Here is a 14,094-nt window from a genome sequence, read left to right as displayed (position 1 = left end):
GTGCCCCATTTGTAGATTGCCGCTTGGGTAATGGAACATCGACAGGAAGTAGAAAGTCTCCTTTCCTGGCTGTTCACTGACTTCAAAGGACTTTTGCTCGTCCCAGAACGACTGGGCGGCGGCTTCGATTTCACGGGGCTGATATTGTTCGTGCATGGCTACTTTTGTACTGGATAGGGGTGGCCTAATCCTCTTCAACGCAGGTTTCGGGATGGCCCGGACGAGCTGGAAGTGGAATTACAGGAAGCGCCGTAGCATACATGACCGCGCTTGGCCTAGGGAAACCCTGATTACAGCTGTTTGGCCCGGTCAATCCGTGGCGAGGGCCGTTGGTCGCGGCGTGCAGCCGGTTTGTGCAGCGAAGCTAAGCTCTAACTGGGGAGTGAGTCTTATCTTCAATGAGGTGAGGGATGGTGGAGCAACAGCAAAGAAACGTCACGAAACCTGAGTTGTACGAGCGGTTGATGAACCGTCTGGGCATGGCCCTGGATGCCGCAAAAACCGCTGACCGGCTGCGCGATGAGCGCCCCCTGGAACTGGAATTGCGTGGCTTGAGCCCCGCCGAGTTCAAACTGGTCAAGGCCTATCTGGATCGCAGTGAACGTGAAACGCACGGATGCTTGTCGCAAGCAGTGAAGCAACTCGATGCAGCACATTCGGCCAAGGTCATCTGGCTCAAGGACAAGGCGCCCCGCAAAGACACCGTCAAGGTGCGGGCTTTGCAGGCCAAGTAAGCGCATGGCAGGTCAAGAAACGGATCTTTTTCAACAGGATCCCACCCTATCGGTTGTCGCGTTGTATTAACCCACTTAGGCTTCGGGCATCTTTGGAGATGCCCGATGCCTTTTCGTTATTTCATCAAACAACTTTTATTGCCGCCCGGCATTCTTTTACTGCTGTTGCTGCTGGCCTGGTGGCTGCGCCGCTCACGGCCGCGCCTGGCTGGACTGTGTTTTGCCCTTGGTTTTGGCGGGTTCTGGCTGATGAGCTTGCCGGTGGTTGTGCAGTGGGGCGCCAAGGCGCTGGAGCGCGAGCCGCCGCTGGCCCGTGAAGAGTGGGCGATGCTGGCGCAACGGGCCGATGCCATTGTGGTGCTGGGTTCCGGGCGCGAGCGTGGTGATCTGGCCTGGGGTGAGGATCAGCCGACCGGTGTGGGACTTGAGCGTCAGCGCTATGCGGCGCGGTTGGCCAAGGCCTCGGGATTGCCGATTCTGACCAGTGGCGGCCTGCATTACGGTACGCCGCCGACCGAAGCGAAGTTGATGGCGGATTCGTTGCTGGATGATTTCGGCGTGAGCGTGCGTTGGCAGGAAGGCGAAAGCCGCACCACGTGGGAAAACGCGAAGTTCAGCGCCGACATGCTGTTGCCGCAAGGGGTCAAGCGTGTGGTCGTGGTGACGCAGGCGTGGCACATGCCGCGCGCAGTGTGGTGTTTCGAGCAGGCCGGATTCGAAGTGGTGCCGGCGCCGGTAGGTTTTCTCGGCACTGACAATGCGCGGCCATTTGGTGGCTGGCTGCCGGAGTTCAAGTCGATCTGGCAGAGCGGGCAGTTGCTGAATGAAGCGGTGGGGCAGGTGGGGTACTCGTTGTTCTATCGAGGTGACGCCACACCGGATTGATTTGGTGCTTTTTGATGCCCTCTTCGCGAGCAGGCTCGCTCCCACATTGAAGTCCATTCCAAATGTGGGAGCGACGGTGCGACGATTCGACCTGCTCGCGAAGCTTTTAAAGGGTCTTGGACATCCGGCTGGCCATCAGTGCCCAGCCAAACAGCAGTAAGCACACAATGATCAGCGGCCACGAACGCCATTGCAGATACGGCGTCAGGTTATGCATCGGCACCACTTCGCCGTACAGAATGCCTTGTTCGAACTGTGGAATCTGCTCGGTGATCTGCCCGAACGGGCTGATCAGTCCGGTCACACCGTTGTTGGTGGCGCGGATCATCCAGCGTCCGGCCTCCAGTGCACGCATCTGTGCCATCTGCAAATGTTGCAGCGGGCCGATCGAGGTGCCGAACCAGGTGTCGTTGCTGATCGTCAGCAACAGATCGCTACGCGCCGACAGGCTGGCGGCGAACTCGGGGTACACCACTTCGTAGCAGATAAACGGCGCAATCTGATAACCCTTGGCTTGCAACAGCGCCTGATCGGCCGGGCCACGGGCAAAGTCGGACATCGGCAGGTCGAAGAACGCGATCAGCCCACGCAACACGTCCTGCAATGGCACGTATTCGCCGAACGGCACCAGTTTTTGCTTCAGGTAAGTACCGTCGCCTTCGCCCACGACAGTGATACCGTTGAAAAAGCGTTTTTCGTGGCGCACCGTTTCGCGGATTGGCACGCCAGTGATCAGCGCCGATTTACGCTCGGCGGCGAAGTTGCCCATCATGCTCAGGTAGCCCTCGGCGGACTCCTTGAGCACCGGCACGGCGGTTTCCGGCCAGATCAGCAGGTCCACCGGTTTCGAACGGAAACTCAGGTCGCGATAAAGCGCCAGTTGCGCGTTGAGCTGCGCCGGGTCCCACTTCATGCTTTGTTCGACATTGCCCTGGATCGCGGCAACGGTCAGCGGCGCGCCGGACGGGCTGGTCCAGGCGTGGCCCTTGAGTGCAATGCCCGCCACCCATGGCCCGACCAGCAACAATAGACCCACTGCAACAAAAACTTTGCGGCCGGTTTGCAGCAGACGCGGCGCGTTGTAGATCAGTGCCGCGGTCAGTGCCAGAACAAATGACACCAACCACATGCCGCCGACTGGCGCGAGACCGGCCAGTGGGCCGTCGAGTTGACTATAGCCGGAATACAGCCACGGGAATCCGGTGAGGAACCAGCCGCGAAACGCTTCCTGGCCCACCCACAACGCAGCAAACGCCAGAGCGTCGGCCAGTGGCGCCTCGTTGCGACGCAGCCAGCGCGCCCAGAGCCAGGCGGGCAGGGCGAAGAACCAGGCAATCGCCGCCGTGAACAGCAGCATCAGGAACCCGGCCAGCAGAACCGAAGCGCCGCCGAAGTGGTGGATGCTGTAGTAGATCCAGCTGGTCCCGGCGCCGAACAGACCGAAACCGAAGCACCAGCCACGGCCGAGTGCCTGACGTGGACTCAGCTCGCGCAAACCGGCATAGAACAAGCCGACCGCCAGCAAAGCCAGCGGCCAGATATCGAACGGTGCCAGCGCGAAAGTGGTGATTGCACCGGCCGCCACGGCCAGCAGGTTACCGGGCCAGCCGGGGCGGGTTGTCCAGCGCATTTCAGTCCTTAGATTTTTTACCGGGCGATTGGGGTCAGTCGCAGCAAATGAATCCGACGGCTGTCGGCATTCAGGATGCGGAAACGATAGGCGCCGATTTCAGTGATTTCATTGCGTTTTGGCAAGTGCCCGAACGCGCTCATCACCAGGCCGCCGACGGTATCGAACTCGTCGTCGGAGAATTCGCTGTCGAAAAACTCGTTGAAGTTCTCGATCGGCGTCAGGGCCTTGATCAGGAAGTCACCGCTTGGCAGCGGCTTGATGTAGCTGTCTTCTTCGACGTCGTGCTCGTCTTCGATGTCGCCGACGATCTGTTCCAGCACGTCTTCGATGGTCACCAGACCCGCCACACCACCGTATTCGTCGATGACGATGGCCATGTGATTGTGGTTGGCGCGGAACTCACGCAACAACACGTTCAGACGCTTGGACTCCGGCACGAAAGTGGCCGGGCGCAGCAGATCCTTGATGTTGAAGCTGTCGCCATTCTCTTTAAGGATCAGCGGCAGCAGATCCTTGGCCAGCAGCACGCCCATCACGTCATCGTGGCTTTCGCCGATGACCGGGTAGCGCGAGTGGGCCGAGTCGACCACGGCGGGGAGGAATTCACGGGGTGTCTGGGTCGCCTTGATGCTGATCATCTGCGAACGCGGCACCATGATGTCGCGTACTTGCAGATCAGCCACCTGAATGGCGCCTTCGACGATGGCCAGCGCTTCGCTGTCCAGCAGCTTGTTTTGATGTGCATCGCGCAGCAGCTCAAGCAGCTCCTGACGGTTCTTCGGCTCGTGGGCAAAAGCCTGGGTCAGTTTACCCAGCCAGGACTTCTGCCCGTTGCTCGATCGATCTTCGCTCATAGCGATTACTCTGAATCCTTTGTTGTAACGATAGGGGATGTTTCGGTTTCGTCGTCCGCGTACGGATCGGGATACCCGAGTTCAGCAAGCAACTCGCGTTCCAGTGCTTCCATTTCTTCGGCTTCTTCGTCATCTATATGGTCGTAACCCAGCAGATGCAAGCAGCCGTGAATGACCAGATGTGCCCAGTGCGCCTTTAGTTCCTTGCCTTGTTCAGCGGCTTCGCGCTCGACCACGGCCACGCAGATCACCAGATCGCCCAGCAGCGGGATGTCGAGAAACTCGTCGGGTACTTCGGCGGGGAACGACAGGACGTTGGTCGCGTAATCCTTGTGACGCCAGGTGTGATTGAGCTCGCGACCTTCTTCCTCGTCGACCAGGCGAATGGTCATTTCCGAGTCGGCGGTGCGTTGGCGCAGCGCCAGTTCGCACCATTGGCGGAACTCGGCTTCACTCGGGGCGCTCGCTTCAGTGGCGATTTGCAGGTCTAGCTCAAGCATTTCGCGAAGTGTCCTTGGGCGCGTCGTCACGGTTTTCGAAGCGCTCGTAAGCTTCGACAATTCGCTGCACCAACGGGTGGCGCACAACGTCTTTGGGCATGAAATGCGTGAAGCTGATGCCCGGTACGTCCTTGAGCACTTCGATCACATGGTGCAGACCGGACTTGGTGCCTTTCGGCAGGTCGACCTGGGTGATGTCACCGGTGATGACCGCTGTTGAGCCGAAGCCGATCCGGGTCAGGAACATCTTCATTTGCTCGACGGTGGTGTTCTGGCTTTCGTCGAGAATGATGAAGCTGTTGTTCAGCGTACGGCCGCGCATGTAGGCCAGCGGTGCGACTTCGATCACCTGACGTTCGATCAGCTTGGCGACGTATTCGAAGCCGAGCATTTCGTAAAGTGCGTCGTAGAGCGGGCGCAGGTACGGGTCGATTTTCTGCGACAGGTCACCGGGCAGGAAACCGAGTTTTTCACCCGCTTCAACCGCCGGACGCACCAGCAGGATACGGCGGATCTGCTCGCGCTCTAGGGCATCGACGGCGCAAGCCACGGCCAGATAGGTCTTGCCGGTACCGGCCGGGCCAATGCCGAAGTTGATGTCGTTGCCGAGGATTTCCTTCACGTAGCGCAGCTGATTCAAGCCGCGAGGGCGAATCATGCCTTTCTTGGTACGCAGGGCGACGGAAGCTTCGGCGGGGGCATGGTTGTCCAGTTCGACGACGGCCGATTCCTGGAGGAACAGGTGCACCATGTCTGGCGACAGCTCGGTACCCTTGGTTTCCCGGTACAGGCGGCGCAGCAGGTTTTCCGCAGACGTGGTGTGCTTGGGGTCGCCGATCAGCTCGAACTGGTTTCCGCGGTTGCGGATCTCGATGGTCAGGCGCTGTTCGATCAAGCGCAGATGCTCGTCGAACTGCCCGCACAGATTGGCGAAGCGGCGAGCCTCAAAGGGCTCGAGGATAAAACGATGTGGTTCTATGGGTGCGTTCAAGGTCGTATTTAGCCGCCCTGGGGCAATTAAGATGAAATCAAGGATAACGCCAGAGGCTTGGGTGCGAAAGCTCTTAAAACAGTCTCACCAGATAACTGTGGCGAGGGAGCTTGCTCCCGCTGGAGTGCGAAGCACTCCCAAATCCTCCAGCCTCAATCTTTCAGGATGATTGCGGCGTCTGGTTTGCGGCTGCTGCGCAACCGAGCGGGAGCAAGCTCCCTCGCCACAAAAGCGATCTATCCCCGCATGTTCCTGTGTTACTGGATCAGCGAGCCGCGCAGCGAGTGCGGTTGTGCCGCGTCGATGTGCACGTCGGCGAACTGACCGATCAGGGTTGGATTGTCGCAGCGGAAGTTGACGATTCGATTATTCTCGGTGCGCCCTTGTAACTCGCCCGGGTCTTTCTTCGAGTAATCTGTCACCAGAATGCGCTGGATCGAACCGACCATTTGTCGGCTGATCTCGAAACCTTGCTGATTCAAGCGATGCTGCAGCGCGTTCAGACGTTCTTTCTTCAGCTCTTCCGGCGTGTCGTCCGCCAGATCGGCAGCCGGGGTGCCCGGGCGCTGGCTGTAAACGAACGAGTAGGAAAAGTCGAAACCGACGTCGGCAATCAGCTTCATGGTCTGTTCGAAATCTTTCTCGGTCTCGCCGGGGAAGCCGACGATGAAGTCCGAACTGATGCAGATGCCCGGCACCGCCGCGCGCAGTTTGCGTAGCTTGGATTTGTACTCAAGTGCCGTGTGGTTGCGTTTCATCGCCGCCAGAATCCGGTCCGAACCCGATTGCACCGGCAAGTGCAGGTGCTTGACCAGTTCCGGCACGTCGGCGTGGGCCTGGATCAGGCTGTCGGAGAACTCCAGCGGGTGCGAGGTGGTGTAGCGGATGCGGTCGATGCCATCGACGGCGGCAACCACGCGGATCAGTTCGGCGAGATCCGCCAGGCGACCGTCGTGGGTGGTGCCGCGATAGCCGTTGACGTTCTGCCCCAGCAGGGTCACTTCACGCACACCGTTTTCGGCGAGGTGAATAATTTCGGCGATCACGTCGTCGAACGGCCGGCTGACTTCTTCGCCACGGGTATAAGGGACCACGCAGAACGTGCAGTACTTGCTGCAGCCTTCCATCACCGACACATAGGCGCTCGGGCCGTCGATGCGCGGTTCGGGCAAGTGGTCGAATTTTTCGATTTCAGGGAATGACACGTCGACCTGCGGCAGCTTGGTGCTGCGCGCGGCGTCGATCATTTCCGGCAAGCGGTGCAGGGTCTGCGGGCCGAACACCACGTCGACGTACGGGGCGCGATCACGGATCGCCGCGCCTTCCTGGCTGGCCACGCAACCGCCGACCGCGATTACCATCTCCGGGTTGGCCAGTTTCAGTTCGCGCCAGCGGCCGAGCTGTGAGTACACGCGATCCTGTGCGCGCTCGCGGATCGAGCAGGTGTTGAGCAGAATCACGTCGGCGTCTTCCGCACGCGCGGTGACTTCCAGGGCCTGATGTTCACCCAGCAGATCGACCATGCGCGAGCTGTCGTACTCGTTCATCTGGCAACCGTGGGTTTCGATGTAAAGCTTCTTGGCCATGGATTAGTGTCGTCACGTGATTCAAAGAACCGCGCATTATAGGGAACAAGCCCTCAGGTTCCTACCGCTGTGCGTCCGGTGGCTATGCTATAGTTTGCGCCCTCATTTTTATCCCCGACGTTATCCCCCCGCCATGACCAAACGCGAAGCTCCAATCTATAAGGTGATTTTCCTCAACCAGGGCCAGGTGTTCGAAATGTACGCCAAGCAGATCTATCAAAGTGATCTGTGGGGTTTTCTGGAAGTGGAAGAGTTCGTCTTTGGCGAGCGCACGCAAGTGGTCGTCGATCCGAGCGAAGAAAAGCTCAAGGCGCAGTTCGAAGGCGTGGTGCGCAGCTTTGTGCCGATGCATTCGATTGTGCGCATCGACGAAGTGGAACGTCTGGGCACCCCGAAAATCAGCGAAGCCCGCGGCGCGGTCGGCAACGTCATGCCGTTCCCGATGCCGATGCCTGAGAAGTAACAGCAGATTCTGGATTGGAATCAATCTGTGGCGAGGGAGCTTGCTCCCGCTCGGCTGCGCAGCAGTCGCAAAGCCAGGCTCTGCGGTCTATCAGGAAAAGGTGATTGCATGGTTTAGGGCTGCTTCGCACCCCAGCGGGAGCAAGCTCCCTCGCCACAAAGGCCCTTAAGGCAATGGCGAGAACGGCGTACGCCCATCGGCGCTCTGCAATTCCATCAGGTATTTACGGAAAATTTGCCCGAGCACCTGAGTAGCGGTTTCGAGATCTTCGCGGGACATTTTCTCGGAGACTTCGTCGGCCGTATCCAGCGCATCTTCGGCGCCGTTGACCGCGGCCATCTTCAGCACGATGTACGCCTGAATATTGTTGGCCTGCACGCCTTCGCCGTGGAAGAACATGGTGCCGAGCTTGAATTGCGCCTGAGCGTGGCCTTGCAGCGAGGCCTTTTCGAAATAGCTCAGGGCTTGATTGAGGTCGCGCGGCGCGTTCTTGCCGTCGTAGTAGAACTCACCCAACTCGTATTGCGCTTGCGCATCCCCTTCGTCCGCCGCTTTCTGGCAGGCGGCCAGTGCCTGCGTGACGTCTTGCGGCTGAGTATTGAGGGTGCAACGACCCATCGCCGGGATCAACAACGAGTTGCCGCCTGCTTGTGCATGCGCGAGCAGGGGCTGAAGGAGCAACAGGCAGCCCAAGGCAAGGGTGCGGCCGGTGCGGTTCATGGGAATCGACTTACCTCTGAAGGGCACGCGGACCCATCGAGGGATCCAATAAGCGCGCATTATGAAATAAGCAGGGCCAACCTTACAAAGTCTTTACTCGTTTTTCTGCTGCGCGGGGAATATATCGCCCACTTTCTGGCGGTTTCCTGGCAGAGGCGTGGGAAAAACGGCGTGGACGTAGGTAAAAGCTGACGCTGGCGATAGCCAACGTCAGCGGTACGGCAATTACTTCAGTGCCGCGAAGGCGCGCTCGGCAGCGTCCAGGGTGATTTTCAACTCAGCCTCGCCATGAGCGATCGAGGTGAAACCGGCTTCGAAAGCGCTCGGTGCCAGGTACACGCCGCCTTCCAGCATCAGGTGGAAGAAACGCCCGAACAGGGCTGCGTCGCTGGCCATCACGTCTTCAAAAGTGACGATGTCGTCAGCGCCGCTGAAGTACAAACCGAACATGCCGCCCGCCTGCGTGGTCACGAACGGAATGCCTGCGGCATCAGCACGTTGTTGCAGGCCGTCGAGCAGGCGCGTGGTGTAGTCGGTCAGCTCGGCGTGGAAACCCGGGCGGCTGATCAGGCGCAGGGTGGTCAAACCGGCAGCCATGGCCAGCGGGTTACCCGACAGCGTGCCGGCCTGATACACCGGGCCCAGTGGCGCGATGCGCTCCATGATTTCGCGTTTGCCGCCGAAGCAGCCGACCGGCATGCCGCCACCGATGATCTTGCCAAACGTGGTCAGGTCAGGGTTGACGCCGTAGTGCGCCTGGGCACCGCCGAGGGCAACGCGAAAACCGGTCATCACTTCGTCGAAAATCAGCACCACGCCGTGCTTGTCGCACAGCGAGCGCAGGCCTTCGAGGAAACCTGGCGCCGGTGGCACGCAGTTCATGTTGCCGGCCACTGGCTCGACGATGATGCATGCCACGTCCTGGCCGACTTCACCGAGCATTTTCTCAACGGCATCGATGTCGTTGAACGGCAGGGTCAGGGTGTGTTTGGCGAATGCCGCCGGTACGCCTGCCGAACTCGGCACGCCTTGAGTCAGTGCGCCGGAACCGGCCTTGACCAGCAGGCTGTCGGAGTGGCCGTGGTAGCAGCCTTCGAACTTGATGATGCTGTCGCGGCCGGTGTAACCACGGGCCAGACGGATTGCACTCATGGTCGCTTCGGTGCCGGAGCTGACCATGCGTACCATGTCCATCGATGGCACCAGCGAGCAGACCAGGTCGGCCATCTCGGTTTCCATCGCAGTCGGCGCGCCGTACGACAAGCCGTGTTGCAGCTGATTGCGCACCGCGTCCAGCACGTCCGGGTGGCTGTGGCCGAGGATCATCGGACCCCACGAGCCCACGTAATCGACATAACGCTTGTCGTCTTCGTCAGTGACGTAGGCGCCTTCGGCGTGTTTGAAGAATAGCGGCGTGCCGCCAACGCTCTTGAATGCGCGAACCGGCGAGTTCACGCCACCGGGAATGTGTTTCTGGGCATTGGCAAACAGGGTTTCGGAACGAGACATGATCGGGCTCTCAAAAATCAGGATTTGAACAATTCGTTGAATGCGCGGGCGCGGCGCGTCACTTCGGCGGTGCTTTCAGCGCCGAACAGGCCATGCACGACGGCCAGCAGATCAACGCCGTGGGCGACTAATGGCGCCGCGTTGTCGAGGGTGATGCCGCCGATCGCGCAGATTGGCAGGTGCAGCGTGCGCTTGGCTTCGTCGAGCAGATCAAGGCTGCACGTCGGCGCGCCGGGTTTGGTGTTGGAGTTGAAGAAGCGACCGAAGGCGACGTAACTCGCACCTTCCTTGGCCGCTTGTTCGGCCAGGGCGATTTGTGCGTGGCAGGTCGAACCGATGATCGCTTTTGAGCCGAGCAGGGCGCGGGTCGGCGACAGCGGGCCGTCGGACTGGCCAAGGTGCACGCCGACGTTGAGGCGTGCAGCCAGTTCGGCGTCATCGTTGATGATCAACTGCGTCTTGTAGCGCTCGCACAGATCGCGCAGCGCTTCGGCCTCACGCAAGCGGCGGGCTTCGTCACTGCTCTTGTCGCGGTATTGCAGCAGAGTGACGCCGCCTTCCAGCGCCGCCTCCACGTAAGACAGAAACTTGCCGGCCAGCAATTCGCTGTCGGTGATGGCATACAGGCCACGTAGTTTCATGGGCAGACCTCACGACGTCACGAGCAGAAATCCAGCGGCAGGCGACGCGGCACGAACTGGCCTTTGCCCAGTTGTTCGGCATCGCGCAGGGTGCGCCAGGTGTAATCCAGAGCAGAGCGCACGGCGCTTGCGAGGTTTTCGCCTTGTGCCAGACGACCGGCCAGCGCACTGGCCAGGGTACAACCGGAACCGTGATAACTGCCCGGCAAACGCTGGCAGTAGAAGGTTTCACGCAAGCCATCACGGCTGTACAGGCGATTGTGGATTTCAGTTTCGTCGCCGTGGCCGCCAGTGATCAGCAGGTTTTTGACGAACGGCAGGAGTTTTTCAGCGCACTCGTCCGCGGTGCCTTCGGGCAGTTCTGCGAGGATGCGGGCTTCGGGAAGGTTAGGGGTGGCAATGATCGACAGCGGCAGCAGACGCTCGCGCATCGCATAACCGACTTCGTCCTTGCCCAGTCGTCCGCCGCCACCGGCGCGCAGCACCGGGTCGCAGACCACCGGCAAGTGCGGGTGCGCAGAAAGCAGTTCGACAACGGTGTCGACCATCTCCAGCGAACCGAGCATGCCCAGTTTGACTGCAGCGACTTCGGAGTCGTTGAGCACGGCATTGGCCTGGGCCAGTACCCACTCACGGTCGAGGACGCGAAAGTCAGTGACATTGACGGTGTCTTGCACGGTCAGGGCGGTGACGGCCGGAGCCGCATGGCAACCCTGCGCGAGCAGGGCTTCGATATCTGCCTGCAAGCCGGCGCCACCACTGGGGTCGTGGCCGGAGAGACAGAGGACAACGGGGCGGGAGCTGTAGATATTCATGGTGCGCGAGCTTACCACCAAAGCTGATTTTCGGGGGTAGGTGACAGAGCAAGATCAAAAGATCGCAGCCTTCGGCAGCTCCTGCAGGGAACGTATTCCAATGTAGGAGCTGCCGAAGGCTGCGATCTTTTGATCTTCCTGACCAATCCAACAGCTCTAGCTCGCTGCTTTGCTCTGAAACGCCCGTTCTAGAGCCTTTGTTGGGAAAATTTCGATGGTGCTCAATGGCCATCAACGGCTATGCTAGTCTGGATCCAAACCAATAACAGGTAATACCGGTTTTACGTCTACTCAAAGGGAATGGGGGGGCTTCCTGACACAACCGGACGAGCCACGCTGGGGCTTCAATGCGCTATTTGCTGATGTTGTTGTTCTGCTTGCCCCTCATGGCGAGCGCCGTCGAATTCGACGAATTCACCCAGAGCCTCCCTCTGGGCCGGTCGCTGCAAGTGTTCGAAGACCCGAGCGGTCAGGCGAGCATTGCCGATGTCCGCGCGCAAGCGGCTGCCGGCAATTTCAAACCCCACGACAAAGCCACGCTCAATGCCGGGTATTCGCGTTCGGCGTTCTGGCTGAAAATCGATCTGCATTACCGCCCGAGCAATCCGGCCGCGCAGCGCACCTGGCTGCTGGAATTGGCCTATCCGCCGCTCGACCACCTCGACCTGTACCTGCCCGATGCCAATGGCGACTATCGTCTGATCCGGCAAACCGGTGACGCCTTGCCGTTCGCCAGTCGCGAGATCCGCCAGAACAATTACCTGTTCGACCTGGCCTTCGAACCGGATCAACAACAGACCGTCTACCTGCGACTGGCCAGCGAAGGCTCGATCCAGGCGCCAGTGACCTTATGGTCGAGCACCGCGTATCTCGAAGACCAGCCAGTGCGCCTGTATGTGCTGGGCATCATTTATGGTGTGCTGCTGGGGATGCTGGTCTACAACCTGTTCATCTACCTCAGTGTGCGCGACACCAGTTACCTCTATTACATCTTCTATATCGCCTCGTTCGGCCTCTATCAATTGTCGGTGAACGGCGCGGCGGTCGAGTATTTCTGGCCAGATAACCCGTGGTGGGCCAACGCCGCGACGCCATTCTTCATCGGTTGCGCCGGGCTTTTCGGCAGCCAGTTCGCCCGCAGCTTTTTGCAGACCAAGACCCACAGCCCCTGGCTCGACCGCTTGTTGATCGGACTGATCGCGTTCGGTGCATTGGTCATTGGCCTGTCGCTGATGACCAGTTACGCCTTGGCTCTGCGCCTGGCGACAACACTGGCGTTGACCTTCACCGTGGTGATCTTCGCCGCCGGGATTCTCGCCTGGTGGCGCGGCCTGCGTGTGGCGCGTTACTTCATCATCGCCTGGTCGGCGTTCCTGCTCGGTGGCGTGATCAACACGCTGATGGTCTTGGGTTTACTGCCGAACGTGTTCCTGACCATGTACGCCAGCCAGATCGGCTCGGCCATCGAAGTGGCGCTGCTGTCGCTGGCGCTGGCCGATCGCATCAACGCGATGCGCGAGCAACAGGCGCAGACATTGTTCGACGCCGGTCAGAAACTCGAAGTGCTCAACCAGCAACTGGCCCACAGCAACAAGCTCAAGGACGAATTCCTCGCGACCCTGACCCACGAACTGCGCACCCCGATGAACGGCGTGATCGGTTCGCTGGAACTGATGCAGACCGTCGAACTGGATCCCGAGCTTGAGCAATATCAGCAGACCGCCGCCGGTTCTGCCCGGGACATGATGCGTATGGTCAACGGGATCCTCACTCTCACTGAATTGCAGGCCGGCAAGCTCAAGGCCTCGCCGGGCAGTTTCAGCCTGCGCGGTGTGGTCGAGGCCTTGCGCGTGCAGTTCGATGGCAACGCCAGCAGCAAGTCGCTGGACTTCAAGGTCGACGTGCTGCCGACCCTGCCGGATCGTTTGCACGGCGACAGCGCGAAACTCGCGCAATGTCTGGAATGCCTGCTCGATAACGCGATCAAATTCACCCGCGTCGGTGGTCTGGCGCTGCGAGTGACGGGCAAACCGTCGACGGATAATCGTCTGGCGCTGTCGTTTGCGGTGATCGACACCGGCATCGGTTTTACCGATCTCGGCGAGGCGACCATGTATCAGCGTTTCTTCCAGCTCGACGGCTCGATGACCCGCGAATACGGCGGTCTGGGTGTCGGGTTGGCGATCTGCCGACAATTGGTCGAACTGCTCGGCGGCAAACTGACCCACCGCTCCGAGCCGGGGCGTGGCAGCCGTTTTCAGCTGGACGTCGAATTTGACCTGCCGGTGGTCGAGCCCGCGCCAATCCCCGCGTCTTCGCGTGATTGCCTGCGCGCGCCGCAGGACTGCACGGTGCTGCTGGTGGATGACAACAGCGTCAACCAACTGGTGATGCGCGGCATGCTGCTCAAACTCGGTTTCCGCGTGCGCACCGCTGACAACGGCGCGGCGGCGCTCGATTGCCTGCAGCGCGAAATCGTCGATGCTGTGCTGATCGATTGTCAGTTGCCGGCTCACGACGGTGCGTCGTTGTGCTGCCAGATTCACGCCTTGCCGGGCTGTGCGCACCTGCCGGTGTTCATGCTGGCGCTGAGCGCGGATCGTGAACTCTGCACCACGGGCGCGGTGATCGACTACTTGAACAAGCCAGTGAAATTCGAAGATTTGCAGTCAGCGCTGACGCGACGGGTTTTGTGTTGTTGATAGGGTAAAAGCGCCGCAAATTCGGCGGATATGACACTTTGTTCGGCGTTTGGGCGGTGCT

General features: G+C 60.1%; 13 protein-coding genes. 4 read left to right on the top strand and 9 right to left on the bottom strand.

Annotated features, from left to right (window positions below):
* Positions 1–410: 410 nt before the first annotated feature.
* Positions 411–734, top strand: coding sequence for a hypothetical protein (locus ACIOWE_RS13240; protein WP_201236680.1), 324 nt, complete (start codon positions 411–413; stop codon positions 732–734).
* 105 nt (positions 735–839) lie between these two features.
* Positions 840–1,619: a YdcF family protein gene (locus ACIOWE_RS13235; protein WP_401391860.1), complete on the top strand. Its 780-nt coding sequence runs from the start codon at positions 840–842 to the stop codon at positions 1,617–1,619.
* 106 nt (positions 1,620–1,725) lie between these two features.
* On the opposite strand, the gene lnt is transcribed toward ACIOWE_RS13235, so the two are convergent.
* From lnt to miaB, 5 genes are all read right to left on the bottom strand, one after another.
* Positions 1,726–3,249 (bottom strand): apolipoprotein N-acyltransferase, encoded by a 1,524-nt coding sequence (lnt, locus tag ACIOWE_RS13230; protein WP_401391857.1) that lies wholly within the window; start codon positions 3,247–3,249, stop codon positions 1,726–1,728.
* Between the two features lie 17 nt (positions 3,250–3,266).
* On the bottom strand, positions 3,267–4,106 hold the full coding sequence (locus ACIOWE_RS13225) for an HlyC/CorC family transporter (RefSeq protein ID WP_007909641.1): 840 nt from the start codon (positions 4,104–4,106) through the stop codon (positions 3,267–3,269).
* Between the two features lie 5 nt (positions 4,107–4,111).
* Complete coding sequence (gene ybeY, locus ACIOWE_RS13220) at positions 4,112–4,606, bottom strand: rRNA maturation RNase YbeY (protein ID WP_179693633.1); 495 nt, start codon at positions 4,604–4,606, stop codon at positions 4,112–4,114.
* Positions 4,599–5,597 carry a PhoH family protein gene (locus ACIOWE_RS13215; RefSeq protein WP_401391853.1) on the bottom strand — a complete coding sequence of 333 codons (999 nt, stop codon included), beginning with the start codon at positions 5,595–5,597 and terminating at the stop codon, positions 4,599–4,601. Before ACIOWE_RS13215 ends, ybeY begins: the two co-directional genes overlap by 8 nt.
* A gap of 257 nt (positions 5,598–5,854) precedes the next feature.
* Positions 5,855–7,183, bottom strand: coding sequence for a tRNA (N6-isopentenyl adenosine(37)-C2)-methylthiotransferase MiaB (gene miaB, locus ACIOWE_RS13210; protein WP_095190302.1), 1,329 nt, complete (start codon positions 7,181–7,183; stop codon positions 5,855–5,857).
* A 133-nt stretch (positions 7,184–7,316) separates the two neighbouring features.
* Here miaB and ACIOWE_RS13205 point away from each other — a divergent pair, with 133 nt between their 5' ends.
* Positions 7,317–7,646, top strand: coding sequence for a DUF1820 family protein (locus ACIOWE_RS13205; protein ID WP_003185742.1), 330 nt, complete (start codon positions 7,317–7,319; stop codon positions 7,644–7,646).
* A gap of 165 nt (positions 7,647–7,811) precedes the next feature.
* Here the strand turns inward: ACIOWE_RS13205 and ACIOWE_RS13200 are convergent, their stop codons facing one another.
* From ACIOWE_RS13200 to ACIOWE_RS13185, 4 genes are all read right to left on the bottom strand, one after another.
* Positions 7,812–8,366 carry a tetratricopeptide repeat protein gene (locus tag ACIOWE_RS13200; RefSeq protein ID WP_003228518.1) on the bottom strand — a complete coding sequence of 185 codons (555 nt, stop codon included), beginning with the start codon at positions 8,364–8,366 and terminating at the stop codon, positions 7,812–7,814.
* Between the two features lie 225 nt (positions 8,367–8,591).
* Entirely contained in the window at positions 8,592–9,875 is a 1,284-nt protein-coding gene (hemL, locus tag ACIOWE_RS13195; protein ID WP_401391850.1) for a glutamate-1-semialdehyde 2,1-aminomutase, read from the bottom strand.
* A 17-nt stretch (positions 9,876–9,892) separates the two neighbouring features.
* A complete protein-coding gene (gene thiE / locus ACIOWE_RS13190) occupies positions 9,893–10,516 on the bottom strand; it encodes a thiamine phosphate synthase (RefSeq protein WP_401391847.1) in 624 nt (207 codons plus the stop codon).
* A 17-nt stretch (positions 10,517–10,533) separates the two neighbouring features.
* Entirely contained in the window at positions 10,534–11,331 is a 798-nt protein-coding gene (locus tag ACIOWE_RS13185) for a hydroxymethylpyrimidine/phosphomethylpyrimidine kinase (RefSeq protein ID WP_047303578.1), read from the bottom strand.
* 347 nt (positions 11,332–11,678) lie between these two features.
* Between ACIOWE_RS13185 and ACIOWE_RS13180 the strand changes: the two genes are divergently transcribed.
* The gene (locus ACIOWE_RS13180; protein ID WP_401391844.1) at positions 11,679–14,033 is read left to right on the top strand and encodes a 7TM diverse intracellular signaling domain-containing protein; all 2,355 of its coding nucleotides are present in this window, start codon (positions 11,679–11,681) and stop codon (positions 14,031–14,033) included.
* Positions 14,034–14,094: the final 61 nt, after the last annotated feature.

The sequence above is a fragment of the Pseudomonas sp. NPDC087598 genome (assembly GCF_044743525.1).
Lineage (GTDB): Bacteria > Pseudomonadota > Gammaproteobacteria > Pseudomonadales > Pseudomonadaceae > Aquipseudomonas.
The sequence above is the reverse complement of the archived record's forward strand: the minus strand, read 5'-3'. Positions and strand labels throughout refer to the sequence as shown.

Coding starts and splice junctions, on each gene's coding strand:
- ACIOWE_RS13180 (WP_401391844.1), top strand. CDS start 11,679: ATGCGCTATTTGCTGATGTTGTTGTTCTGCTTGCCCCTCATGGCGAGC.
- ACIOWE_RS13200 (WP_003228518.1), bottom strand. CDS start 8,366: ATGAACCGCACCGGCCGCACCCTTGCCTTGGGCTGCCTGTTGCTCCTT.
- ACIOWE_RS13185 (WP_047303578.1), bottom strand. CDS start 11,331: ATGAATATCTACAGCTCCCGCCCCGTTGTCCTCTGTCTCTCCGGCCAC.
- ACIOWE_RS13235 (WP_401391860.1), top strand. CDS start 840: ATGCCTTTTCGTTATTTCATCAAACAACTTTTATTGCCGCCCGGCATT.
- ACIOWE_RS13205 (WP_003185742.1), top strand. CDS start 7,317: ATGACCAAACGCGAAGCTCCAATCTATAAGGTGATTTTCCTCAACCAG.
- ACIOWE_RS13225 (WP_007909641.1), bottom strand. CDS start 4,106: ATGAGCGAAGATCGATCGAGCAACGGGCAGAAGTCCTGGCTGGGTAAA.
- ACIOWE_RS13240 (WP_201236680.1), top strand. CDS start 411: ATGGTGGAGCAACAGCAAAGAAACGTCACGAAACCTGAGTTGTACGAG.
- thiE (WP_401391847.1), bottom strand. CDS start 10,516: ATGAAACTACGTGGCCTGTATGCCATCACCGACAGCGAATTGCTGGCC.
- miaB (WP_095190302.1), bottom strand. CDS start 7,183: ATGGCCAAGAAGCTTTACATCGAAACCCACGGTTGCCAGATGAACGAG.
- ybeY (WP_179693633.1), bottom strand. CDS start 4,606: ATGCTTGAGCTAGACCTGCAAATCGCCACTGAAGCGAGCGCCCCGAGT.
- lnt (WP_401391857.1), bottom strand. CDS start 3,249: ATGCGCTGGACAACCCGCCCCGGCTGGCCCGGTAACCTGCTGGCCGTG.
- hemL (WP_401391850.1), bottom strand. CDS start 9,875: ATGTCTCGTTCCGAAACCCTGTTTGCCAATGCCCAGAAACACATTCCC.